Genomic DNA, 12,379 nt, shown 5'->3' on the forward strand with positions numbered 1-12,379 from the left:
CGGGCAATAAAATCTTCCTTAAAATTCAGAGAGAGCAAAGAGAAGTTAGGTGGCGGACTGTCCATAAAAGCCCGATTGGTGAAAGCTGATTAAAGCTTCACTTTATCAATTAAAAAACATTAGTTTTATATATGTACTTGCCGACAAAGAATATAGCCATTATTAATGGATATATTCAGTCATTCAAGTGAAAGAGTAACAATAAGATATATAGGTGTAATCAAGAGGTGATGGATAAAGCAATGACTAGATTTAAAATCTAATCATTGCTTTTTTCTTATGGTTTTATCATCAAATATCTGTCTGGTTTAGGGATTGATTCCTTCTAGCTAATGAATTCATTACAACTTTGTAAGGTTAATGTAATGTTAATCGATAGTAAGTGAAGATGCTTGAGTGTAATTTAAATAAGATTAAAAAGTACTGTTTATCTATAAAATAATTGGGTAAATAATATGTAATTAGGAAGTGTATGAATATGATTGAACTAAAATCTATTATCCATTCGTATAAACTAAAGAGAAAAATAGCTAAAGATTTATACGGAAAAAGAGATGAATTGACACTGTTATTAAATGAATTTAATAAAATGAAATGTACAGTAACATCTGAAAAGAAGAAAAACAATATATTATCTCGTTTGCAACTAATTTATCAAAATATGAAATTAGATAAGCAGTATCCTCTATCAGTTGCTTTTGATAGTAAATTATTGGAGCGATTAGAAAAAGAACCTCTACATACTATTGAGGATGGTGTAACATGTTTACATCTAATGTTAGATGTGAATTATGAGAAAATAAAACAATATGGTTCGAGTACAAGTAGGTCATTTGTTCCATTATCGCAGTCTTCTATTTGTCTTGCTGATTGTATTTGTTTAACAGGAGTTGTAGTAGGTTTACTAGGAGCAATTTCATTTGGGGGATTACTGTTATCTATATGTTCAATTACATAAAGGTTGATATTTGTAAAAAGGGCACCGAATTAAGGTGTTCTTTTTTGGTTTTTTTGTAAAGATATTGTAAATGATAAGTACAATGCATTAAGTATAATGTATAATTCGAATGTATGGAAATTCAAATATAATAGAGGTGTTATACATGATAATTACTTTGAATTTTTAAAAGAGTCGGTTCGATAATAATTTATGTAGATAAACAGTTTTTACGTTTCTTTTAAATACTTGGTTTAAATGGATTAGCTTAAGTAACTATTGTTCTAGCTTTTTGATAATCAAGACAACTGAAGAAAGGAAGGAATCATTTTATGAAAAAATTAAGGCTGCTAACATTTGAAAATATAGTAGAACCCCTTTTAAATGAAAAGGTATCATTTATATATTTTCCTATTGAATGGCTGGACATCGTAGAGATACATTATAAGACATTTTTATTAACGAGTAAGTTGAAACGTTTGAATGAAAGATTGTATGATATGTTTTCGGATATATTGTTTATTCAGCATAACCCATACGTATTAAATGAAAATACACCATGGATTGTATCGAAAGAACCTATTAGACAAGAGCAGCTCGATTATATTTTTCAAAGTTGGTATGAGATTATTCATGATTGGAAACCAAATAGATTAGTAGAACCACCAAAATATGAATGGCAATCCGATTTGATTTCTAATTTGCCAGTACTACATGATATTGAAACGTATTCTAAGTGGGTGCCCGCTTTAATCTCACATATTTTTTGTGAGCGTCCTATATATTTAGAAAATACAAATGAAGAAGAAATCTATTTTTCCCCTCTTAGATCACAAAATATTTGTGAGGCGATGTCAGGGCCGATAAAAGATGAAAAAACACAAGATTTTTTCTCCTATGTATATCGATTCGAATGCATAACCCGCGGTGGTGAGAACGCTCCATTATTAAATATTTCAATAGGGATTCGGAGATTTTATCAAGAATATAATCATCCAGATATTCCTTTACTTTTAAGACGAAAACGAGGCATGATATTGATTTCTACCTCAGAGTTTGCGTCAAATAATAAAAAAATACGGTTTGTAAAACTAAAAATACAACAAGCTACAACCGGCATGAAATGGATTAAGATATTTAGAAATTTAAAAGATGATTTTCAAATAGGGGGAGAGGTGGATTTAGACCATATTCTCCAATATCCGAAAGATTATATTGTAGGAGAAAATAAAAGGGTGTTATTTCCATACAATGAGAGAATTTATAAAGTTCAAGGTACTAAAATAGAACCGGGTATAACAGTAAAGGAAAGAGAGTATTTATTTAAAGAATTTCAGCGTAAATTCTCTTATTTCACAATACTTCCAGAATGTAAAAAGGTAGCAACAAATAACAAAAATGAATTATTTCCTTTATTTGCACCAAAAGGATTAGAGACATTAACATTAGAAGTTTGGTCTGAAAATATAGCGCTGGAAATAGAACAAGCATTACTTGATAGCGAAATTGTTTTGACTAAAGTTGGTGAAAATTCGTATGTATTGAATACAGATTTTCCAGTGTTATTAAAGATTGTGAGATACAATATTGAAAAGGTGTTACAAAATCCATATAAAATGCAATATTGCCAAAAATATAAAACAAATCTTGTAGATGATGTTAAGAAAGCTGTCTATACTACCGCGGGTAAGCGCAGTGATGCGACATTAGCATTAATCGCAATGAAAAATTGTGATGGACGCGAAAAAATTGATCCAAAACAAATCATTAGAGAGGGATTTGCACGAACAAACCGTATTTCAACATTTATTAATTTATTTATAGGACAAAATGTATCTCGTAAAACAATTGTAAATAGTGTTTTTAGTCTATTAGAACAAAAAGGATTTTTGAGGCGTAGTTGGAATAAGATAAATTTACCTTGTACATATGTTAGTTTATCAATTGAACGAATATCGAAATTCGATTTCTTACCTATTTTTTCAAAAATAAAAGGAAAAGAAATTTTATATAAATTATATGGGAGTACAGAGTGGCAAACGATTGATTACGTATTATTAAATATAAATAAACATAATGCATTTTTACCACAACCATCAAAGAGAAATGATATGGGAGCTCTTTTTAAACAATATGTTTCCGAAACATTAATGGAAATTGTACAATATGCAAAAGAACAAAATGAACAAGTTTATTTCATTGTAGATGCAAATTTGAGAAGGTATTGGATAAAAGAGTTACAAAATAAAGAAATTAATACAGATATTTTACCTGATATTGTTCCAGAGGTGTTAAAGGTTCCAAATTTAAATATTATTAGAATAAATACAGGTTTTGATGTACCAAGTTACGGTGTAATAGAATCTGATGATGCTCTAGATAGCATTGGCTTATATACAGATCAAAAAGGGATGTATTATAGCACTGGTGAATATTCACTTAATTGTAGTGGGATTTTTCAGCGATATATACTTGAAATTTTACCATTGGGTGTAAAACCTGTAGAAAGGGATTATATCGCTAAAATGATACATTACATGTGCTGTAATTCTAGTATGCTTTCGAAAAAGAATGTACACATGACATATTCCGTACATATGGAAAAAGTAATGAAGACTTATATTACTGACATAGATGCAAGAGAGTTTAAAGAATTTGATGATGAATTGGATGTAGATGTAGTAAAGGTAGAAAAGAAAGATTCAATTACTCTACTTTAAATACTAGTAAACAAATCCTGCTCGTTATATCGATCAGGATTTGTCATTTTTTTATGTAAATAAGGATATCCTTTGTCAAGTATCTTTTCGTTTACATATTTACTTTATGTGCAGACAGGATTAATATGTTTTTTAGAAATACAAAAACTATATCATATGGAAAAAGATTTTTATTAATTGAAAAAATTTGAAAGGAATGGGGAATTGTGAAGAAATTAGATGTGCTCTTAATGCTATTGAGCGGCCTCTTTCCAATTGCAGGACTTACAAAGCAAATCCCTCTAGAACAATCTATATATATTGGAGGGCTTTTATTTTTTACTAGTTTCGGTAGTTATTTTGCTAAAAAGATGTATTCACGTATATGCAGCTGGATAGCGTATGCGCCATTTATAACATTACTGTTAGTTATTTGGCACCAGGATATTTCAACAAGTTCAATCATAGCAAATGCGAAAATTGCTGCATGTGTCGCGTTAATTCCATGTTTATTCCGTTTTCGTACATATGGACTTACTTTGGGCTTATTCTCATTATGGGCCGCTTTACTATGGGATATAAAAGAAGTACAGTCGTTAGTCATACTTGAACGCATAACGAGTTTAATGACAAGCCATTATGTATATATATTACTATTAATTGGAGGACTTGTATTAGGAGGATTACTTGCGATGTTCATTCACCGCAAAGAGAAAGATAATCAAGAAAATATAAATCTACTTGGACCAAAAAAGAAACGCAAAAGATTATCAATTAAGATTCGACTTCCAAGATTGCCGAAATTAAAGATGAAACTATTTAAGTTTGGTGGGAAAGAATCTAAAAGTAAAATGCCAGAAAAGAACCATGAGTATAAGTACGAAGAACCAGTTGCAACATATGAAATGACAGAGCAAATAGATCCATACAAAGAAAATGCAGTTCAAGGTCAAACAAGGATGGAACGCCGAAGAAATAGGTATAATGCATAATGAGGTTTAATAACCCCGTAATGACTTATCTTAATATTGATAAATCATTACGGGGTTTTTTATGTAATTAAATGAAGGTTGCTAATGTGGGGGGGAACAGCATATTTTATAGGTGGGAACCAAAATGAAATAAGGGGAGGATAAAATGCTTATCATTACATATATATCTGCTTGTATATTATTCTTAGTTAGTTTTTTACATGTATATTGGGCTTTCGGAGGTAATTGGGGGACAAATAGTGTTATTCCAACTAAAGCAGGGGAAAAGGCGTTTACACCTCGTGCCGGAATGACATTGGTCATTGCATTATTATTAAGTATGGCAGCAATAATTTTGTTGCAACAAGCAAATATTGTTCATTTTGCAGTTCCTAATGTTATTATTCAAGTCGGTTCCTGGATTTGTATGATCGTCTTTTCTATTAGAGTAATTGGTGAATTTAACTATTTTGGTATCTTTAAACGACAAAAAGATACGCACTTTGCAAGAATGGATACCGGTTTATATATTCCACTTTGTGCATTTTTATCTTTATCTTTCTTATTAGCAATAATTTTGTGAGTGAATAATAGTAGTTTCTTTTCTCAAAAAATATATAAACGTGAGAAATCTAAGAGTAAATAAAAAGGATGTAAGCGCCTTCTTGTCGAAATGTAAATTATTATGAAAGGCGGTGACACTATGAAGTATGTAAAAGTTAGTATGAATGGTGGAAGTGAACATAAATTCTCAATGACTTTAGATCGGTTTGAAGAACTTATTACTACAGAGAATGGGATATTAGAAAATAAATTAGTATGTATTGAAAATGTAATGATTAATCCTACTAATATATCTTCTGTAGTTGAAAAAATTGGTGTACCGGCTAAGTTTATGGAAGCTTAAAATCTTTAGATAAAAAACATCCATTGAGGATGTTTTTTAATTTATAAATATGAAATTGTGCAGTGAAATTTTGAGTAGATTTTTTAGCAATAACTGTGCATATATTAAGTACCTGAACATGGTGCTTAATACATGCACGAAATAATAAGTACAAGCATATATTATGTAGTAGGACAAGATCTTCGTGTCCTACTTAATACTCAGAAAAAACCTCTAATCACATAAGAGCAGCTAATTGCAGGGTGCTCTTATTTTTTATGAAAATCTACTATGAGCCTTATTTTATAGTAGGATGCAATAATAAAGGGCTATTTTGAAATAGTGTTTTTTAGCCTTTAATTTTAAATTTATCTTTAACGTTAATAAATATTAAAAATAATATGATAGCAGAAATTAAGTTAGATAAGTAGAAATTTTGATGAAACAGTAGTTCAAAGATGACATCGAAAGTAACGAATAAGGCAATAGCAGGTAGTATGCAAATAAATATAAATCTCCAATTTTTTAAGTAATGTTTATAATTTGTAAGTACTTTATCCATAAATATAGCTCCTATATTTTTGTTTTTATATAATTATACATTTAGATACAAGGATTTTCAAAGTAAAAATATTTAGCAATTCAAAAATATAAGGAGAGCTTTTGTTGAAAATCCAGATTGCTGTAGTAATCTGGATTTGACTTTAAAGAACTATACTAAAATGATACACTATAATCTACGTTATTTTTGAAATGAATAGAGGGATTTGTGTGATAGATAAAATTAAAAATGCTGTAGAGGATATGTACGAAGATGAGGCTAAAGATTTACTTCAAAGTATTCTCATACAGTTAAACTTATTAGAAGAAAACTATAGTGAAGATACAATTAAAAATTTGATGGATATTCCGAAACAATTAACAAGTAATCCTACTTATAAAAGGAATGTAAAAGAAAGTACGCACGTACATATTGCTTTTGATGATTCAACGGCTGGTTGCTTAAAATATATGTTAAGTCAAGAAGAATTATTTGAAGAGAGTGTTGTTGCTTTTTCGGAATTTTTTTCAATTGGACCGATATATAGGTTGCATACGAATGAGGGGCAACTAGCAAGACAGGAGTGGTTAATAAATAACTTAACTGCTTATGATAGTTATTTTGAAGAAGAATATTTATCAAGATTTATAGCAACTATAGAAGAACTACATACTATTCCTGTTGAAACACCTATTACAATTTGGAAGGCTGATAATGCACATGAACATGTAGGCCTAAGTTTTGTAATAGCACAATTAAAGGATAAGAAAAACATTCGAGTTATTAATACGTCTGAAGCAAGTAGAGAAATATTAAAACAAGAGTATGATATTCGTGGAACGGGAGAATTACCACCTGAAAGTTTAGCTCTATTCCAAAAAAGTTTTATAAAGTTACCTTATTTAACTGAAGAGAAGCGAATGAAGTTTGAACATGAGTGGGATAGATTCTCGGAAAGCATAGAATGTTTAAGAGTGTGGAAAGAAAATGAAGTGCATTTTGTACAAGAAGATTATTTTGATCAATTTATAATTGAATGCGCGAAAAGTGTGGGTGCTGATCGAGAGTTCCTCAAAGCTCCTAGAGTAATTGGTGAAGCACTTGGTCTTGTTGAACAATTGGTTGGAGATACATTCTTAGAATATCGCTTGAAACAATTAATTAAACAAGAAGTATTTGAATTTGAAGGTTCGTTAGATGAAATGCGTTTTTATAGTGTGAACTTAAGGAAATAATAAACACATTCTATTTTTGAAAGGCTCGTATTTTTAATAATACGAGCTTTTTAAGTTGAATTTGGGCTATACATAAGCTTCCTAGAGAGGGCATATCACATATGAATGATAAAGGTAATGAATGAAAAGAAGGTGATTTGTTAATATGTATAACCAACAAAATTATCCATATGATCAAGCGATGTATTATAATCCACAAAACTACGGGTATGAACCTACAAATGAAGTGAGAGATATTGAACAAGAAGATTACAGACCAGATGATGCGGAGGATGCTCCAACGTCACCACCACCGTCACAAGCGCCATCGTTACCGTCTACATTTGCTTCTCCGGCACAACCAGGCAATATGAAATCATGGATGTGTAACTGTTTAGGAAGATGGGGCTATTTACGTTTACATCGTCCTGGGCCTTTTGGAAGAGATTTATGGTTCTTTCCGACTGAAGTGAGAAGAAACGGAGTATCAGGTTACACTTGGCAGGGTGGTCGTCGTCGTAAAGTAAGTTATCGCTATCAACAAATTAGTAATTTTATGTGCTTCGCATAAAGAGAAGTGGGAGAGTGAAACGATTTTACTTTCTCACTTTTTTATTTTTCAATATACGAAGTAAGATTTTGATTAAAAATTTACAATTTTCACGTTTTTATTAGAGTATAATGCATATGTTGGTCGGTTTTCAAAAACAAATGAGAGTGAGGGAATACAATGTCAATGAAAAACAAAGTTGGGTTAAGCATAGAGGATGGCATTAATTTAGCTTCAGCTCAATTTAAAGAAGATGCGTATGAAATTTATAAAGAATCGCGAAAAAAACAACCTATATTATTTGTAAACCAAGTTGAAATCGGTAAAGAATGGCTCATTACTAGATATGAAGATGCTCTGCCACTTTTAAAAGATAATCGTTTAAAAAAAGATTGGACAAATGTATTTTCTCAAGATACAAAGAACATGTATCTTTCCGTTGATAATAGTGACCACTTAACAACACATATGCTAAATTCAGATCCACCTAACCACAGTCGTTTACGATCTTTAGTTCAAAAAGCTTTTACACCGAAGATGATTGCACAATTAGACGGAAGAATTCAGAGAATAGCAGATGATTTGATAAGTAATATAGAGCGAAAAGGTACATTAAATCTTGTGGATGATTATTCATTCCCTTTACCGATCATTGTAATAAGTGAAATGCTCGGTATTCCAAAAGAAGATCAAGCGAAATTTAGAATTTGGTCTCATGCTGTTATTGCATCACCAGAAATACCTGAAGAAATAAAAGAGACCGAAAAACAACTATCTGAGTTTATTACATATCTTCAATATTTAGTTGATATTAAAAGAAAAGAGCCAAAAGAAGACTTGGTGAGTGCTTTAATACTTGCAGAGAGTGAAGGGCATAAACTTAGCGCTCGGGAACTATATTCAATGATAATGCTATTAATTGTCGCAGGACATGAGACGACAGTGAATTTAATTACAAATACGGTATTAGCACTTCTTGAAAATCCAAATCAATTACAGTTATTAAAAGATAATCCCAAACTAATTGATTCGGCTATTGAGGAAGGATTGCGTTATTATTCTCCAGTTGAGGTTACAACTGCAAGATGGGCAGCGGAACCTTTTCAAATTCACCATCAAACAATACAGAAAGGAGATATGGTTATTATTGCATTGGCTTCAGCGAACCGTGATGAAACAGTATTTGAAAATCCAGAAATATTTGATATTACACGGGAGAACAACCGTCACATTGCCTTTGGTCATGGTAGTCATTTCTGCTTAGGAGCTCCACTTGCGAGGTTAGAAGCAAAGATTGCTATTACTACTTTGTTTAATCGAATGCCTGAACTACAAATAAAAGGGAATCGTGAAGAAATTAAATGGCAAGGTAACTATTTAATGCGTTCTTTAGAGGAATTACCTTTAACTTTCTAGAATAGTTAAAAGGAGACATGCATACATCGAAAATGATTTACATAGAGTATGTATGTGTTATTTAAATTCGAAACGGAAGGGTGAAGACATCCCAATGATCAACTAATTCTATTTGTAAGAGATCTTCGTTAAAAAACGAAATATTCTTCTGAATAGGGTTAGTCTGTACATTTATAGAAAAGGGATGTATTTCGCTCTGCGAATATATAGTCTTTTTATATGATTTGTGCTGCCTCCTGTTCAGAACATGAAATAGGAGGCTTTTTTATGTCGACAAATGTAGTAACGAAACAAAACAATGGGGTATCACAAGTATTAAAAAATCGGTTTGTACAAGGGATTTTAGCATCAGCATTATTTTTACAAATAGGAATATGGGTTCGAAACTTTGCGGTATTACTATATGTAATGGAAATGACAAAAGGTGATGCTTTTGCTATTTCTATGATTTCAGTTGCTGAATTCGCTCCAATTTTTATTTTTTCATTTATTGGCGGTACCTTTGCTGATAGGTGGAAGCCAAAGAAGACAATGATATGGTGTGAAACGTTAAGTTCCATTTCAGTATTCGCTGTATTAATTACGCTTATGTTTGGAACGTGGAAAATTGTGTTTTTTGTGACACTCATCTCTGCAATCCTTTCACAGTTTTCACAACCATCTGGAATGAAGTTGTTTAAACAACATTTATCAACGGAACAAATTCAATTAGCGATGTCTATATATCAAACGATATTTGCAATATTTATGGTATTAGGACCAATTCTAGGGACATTTATCTTTCATAGTTTTGGAATTTATATTTCAATCATCATAACAGGAATCTCGTTTTTACTTGCGGCAGTTGTATTGTTATTTCTTCCGAAAGATCTTGAAAACGACGTAGAAAAGAAAGATATCACTCTGCTGCAGGAGATGAAGGATGGTATTAAGTATGTCAAAAAGAAAAAAGCATTAACTTTGCTAGGGCTTTGCTTTATGGCTGCAGGACTAGGTATAGGATTAATTCAACCATTAGGTATATTTATTGTGACTGAGCAGCTAGGATTATCAAAAGAGAGTTTACAGTGGCTACTAACAGTAAATGGTGCGGGAATGATTGTTGGCGGAGCATTAGCAATGGTATTTGCGAAAAATGTTGCTCCGCAAAAGATGTTAATTATCGGTATGCTTGGTCAAGCAATTGGTATTGGCATTATAGGATATTCTACAAATTTATGGGTGACACTTACGGCGCAGCTTTTTAGTGGTTTAGCTCTTCCTTGTATCCAAATTGGTATTAATACGCTTATTATTCAAAATAGCGATACCGATTTTATAGGTCGTGTAAATGGTATTTTAAGTCCGCTTTTTACCGGTTCAATGGTAGTAACGATGAGTATAGCTGGTTCATTAAAAGAGATGTTTTCATTAAGTATGATGTATGAAGGGACGGCTTTACTTTTTATAATTGGATTATTGTTTATTTTACCTATATACAATTTAAAGCCAGTAATAGCGGTAGAAAGTGAAATAAGTGGTAAAGGAAGTGCCGTACAAAATGAATCCTAATCCAAATGTTAAATACCCTATTGAAGGAAATCAAAACGTTCAATTTATAAAAAATATAATAACAAAACCTAATATACTTGTTGGTGACTATTCTTATTTTGATGCAAAAGATGGAGAAACATTTGAAAATCGAGTATTACATCATTATGAATTTCTTGGAGATCGCCTTATTATTGGAAAGTTTTGTTGTATTGCATCTGGAGTTAACTTTATTATGAACGGAGCGAATCATCGGATGGATGGATTTTCGGCATATCCATTTAATATCTTTGGAAATGGGTGGGAGAAGTATACACCTAGTTTGTCTGATTTACCTTACAAAGGCGATACAGTTATAGGAAATGACGTTTGGATTGGTATGGACACAACTATTATGCCCGGAATAAAAATAGGAGATGGTGCAATCATTGCAGCTAAATCTGTTGTGACTAGAGACGTCGCACCATATACAATTAATCATTGCAGCTAAATCTGTTGTGACTAGAGACGTCGCACCATATACAATTGTTGGTGGAAATCCAGCAAATAAAATAAAAGAGAGATTTTCAAATGAAATAATAGAAGAATTATTACAAATTCAATGGTGGCATTTTGACATTGAAAAAATAACTGAAAATATAGATGTGATTGTACGAGGAGATATTGAACCATTAAGAAAGCTAAAAAGGGAATAAAAAATGCATGACAAAGAGTATCATACCTCCGAATTTTGTTAATGATAATAGAACAAGGAGGTGTGATACTATGGCACAAGACGTTTTATGTGAAGTAAATAACTGTAAATTTTGGGCGAACGGTAATAAATGTAGTGCAGAGGCAATTTACGTAGTAAGTCATAAAGGTAAACATGCATCTACAACGGAAGAAACAGATTGCAAAACTTTCGATCCAGAAGTATAAATGTTTGAAGGGTAGCCAAATCGTGGTTGCCCTTTTATTAATTATAGTATTGATAATAAATATCATTTTCATTCATTTTTTTTAACTTTTCTTGTTATTTTTTCATATTTTTTTCATATTTTTTTCATAAGTGATGTAATCCAACTCAATTCATGTTCAATTCGTGATTTACTAAATTCAATGACTTCAGTAATAAAAGATGAGGTAACATCTAGAGACTGAATAGCAGTAAGCTGATTATATAGTACGTTTTGACGTACAGTCAAAATCTCTTTTCTATCCTCATAGTCAAGTTTTTCAAATAGCGCAATACGAACAAGAAATTCTGTATTGTTTGTCGCAAGTTTTTCGGGAAACTCTCGTAACATTTCAGAAAAAATTTCTTCTCCTGTTTCTGTTATATCGTACATATTTCGGTTTGGTTTTCCGACTTGTTTATGTATTTTTTTCGTTATAGCACCCATATTTTCAAAGCGCCGAAGGGCAGGATAAAGCATGTTGTGATTTAATTCGAAATTTTCACCTAAACGATTTTGAACATTTTTTTTAATTTCATATCCATGTTTTGGTCCTGTCGTTAATTCTGCTAGTAGTAAAATGTCAACGTACATAAAAATCCCCCTTATATATTTCTCAAGTTCTCTAATGAAAAATCCCCTTTGGTATATGTTAAAATAACATATAATAGTTTATACAACTTTGGACTGCCGACCT

The 12,379-nt window shown here is 31.4% G+C and carries 12 protein-coding genes and 2 pseudogenes; 12 read left to right on the forward strand and 2 right to left on the reverse strand.

The window, feature by feature from the left end; all coding sequences use genetic code 11:
* Positions 1–131: 131 nt before the first annotated feature.
* From AC3WVZ_RS11470 to AC3WVZ_RS11495, 6 genes and pseudogenes are all read left to right on the forward strand, one after another.
* Positions 132–263: pseudogene (locus AC3WVZ_RS11470) on the forward strand (site-specific integrase); the annotation flags it as partial.
* 209 nt (positions 264–472) lie between these two features.
* Positions 473–958 carry a hypothetical protein gene (locus AC3WVZ_RS11475; RefSeq protein ID WP_002041181.1) on the forward strand — a complete coding sequence of 162 codons (486 nt, stop codon included), beginning with the start codon at positions 473–475 and terminating at the stop codon, positions 956–958.
* Positions 959–1,269: 311 nt separating this feature from the next.
* Positions 1,270–3,657, forward strand: a complete 2,388-nt coding sequence (locus AC3WVZ_RS11480; RefSeq protein WP_079004364.1) for an RNaseH domain-containing protein — start codon at positions 1,270–1,272, stop codon at positions 3,655–3,657.
* 206 nt (positions 3,658–3,863) lie between these two features.
* Positions 3,864–4,628, forward strand: coding sequence for a DUF3959 family protein (locus AC3WVZ_RS11485; protein ID WP_000732188.1), 765 nt, complete (start codon positions 3,864–3,866; stop codon positions 4,626–4,628).
* A gap of 145 nt (positions 4,629–4,773) precedes the next feature.
* Positions 4,774–5,190, forward strand: a complete 417-nt coding sequence (locus AC3WVZ_RS11490; protein ID WP_000905568.1) for a DUF3995 domain-containing protein — start codon at positions 4,774–4,776, stop codon at positions 5,188–5,190.
* 120 nt (positions 5,191–5,310) lie between these two features.
* Positions 5,311–5,514, forward strand: coding sequence for a hypothetical protein (locus tag AC3WVZ_RS11495; RefSeq protein ID WP_000878369.1), 204 nt, complete (start codon positions 5,311–5,313; stop codon positions 5,512–5,514).
* A gap of 328 nt (positions 5,515–5,842) precedes the next feature.
* Here the strand turns inward: AC3WVZ_RS11495 and AC3WVZ_RS11500 are convergent, their stop codons facing one another.
* The gene (locus tag AC3WVZ_RS11500; protein ID WP_000362067.1) at positions 5,843–6,055 is read right to left on the reverse strand and encodes a hypothetical protein; all 213 of its coding nucleotides are present in this window, start codon (positions 6,053–6,055) and stop codon (positions 5,843–5,845) included.
* A 209-nt stretch (positions 6,056–6,264) separates the two neighbouring features.
* Between AC3WVZ_RS11500 and AC3WVZ_RS11505 the strand changes: the two genes are divergently transcribed.
* The 6 genes and pseudogenes from AC3WVZ_RS11505 to AC3WVZ_RS11530 all read left to right on the forward strand — a co-directional run bounded on the left by AC3WVZ_RS11505 (position 6,265) and on the right by AC3WVZ_RS11530 (position 11,665).
* The gene (locus tag AC3WVZ_RS11505) at positions 6,265–7,269 is read left to right on the forward strand and encodes a DUF1835 domain-containing protein (RefSeq protein ID WP_233936375.1); all 1,005 of its coding nucleotides are present in this window, start codon (positions 6,265–6,267) and stop codon (positions 7,267–7,269) included.
* A 145-nt stretch (positions 7,270–7,414) separates the two neighbouring features.
* Positions 7,415–7,819, forward strand: a complete 405-nt coding sequence (locus tag AC3WVZ_RS11510; RefSeq protein WP_000282687.1) for a hypothetical protein — start codon at positions 7,415–7,417, stop codon at positions 7,817–7,819.
* A 159-nt stretch (positions 7,820–7,978) separates the two neighbouring features.
* A complete protein-coding gene (locus AC3WVZ_RS11515; protein WP_079004362.1) occupies positions 7,979–9,214 on the forward strand; it encodes a cytochrome P450 family protein in 1,236 nt (411 codons plus the stop codon).
* A 267-nt stretch (positions 9,215–9,481) separates the two neighbouring features.
* Positions 9,482–10,765, forward strand: a complete 1,284-nt coding sequence (locus AC3WVZ_RS11520; protein WP_000106396.1) for an MFS transporter — start codon at positions 9,482–9,484, stop codon at positions 10,763–10,765.
* Positions 10,755–11,439: pseudogene (locus tag AC3WVZ_RS11525) on the forward strand (CatB-related O-acetyltransferase). The gene AC3WVZ_RS11520 and the pseudogene AC3WVZ_RS11525 overlap by 11 nt, the downstream one beginning before the upstream one ends.
* Before the next feature lie 70 nt (positions 11,440–11,509).
* Positions 11,510–11,665: a DUF1540 domain-containing protein gene (locus AC3WVZ_RS11530; RefSeq protein ID WP_000046095.1), complete on the forward strand. Its 156-nt coding sequence runs from the start codon at positions 11,510–11,512 to the stop codon at positions 11,663–11,665.
* 113 nt (positions 11,666–11,778) lie between these two features.
* Here the strand turns inward: AC3WVZ_RS11530 and AC3WVZ_RS11535 are convergent, their stop codons facing one another.
* A complete protein-coding gene (locus tag AC3WVZ_RS11535; protein WP_000289127.1) occupies positions 11,779–12,276 on the reverse strand; it encodes a PadR family transcriptional regulator in 498 nt (165 codons plus the stop codon).
* Between the last annotated feature and the right edge of the window lie 103 nt (positions 12,277–12,379).

This window comes from Bacillus sp. CPT56D-587-MTF (assembly GCF_058792335.1).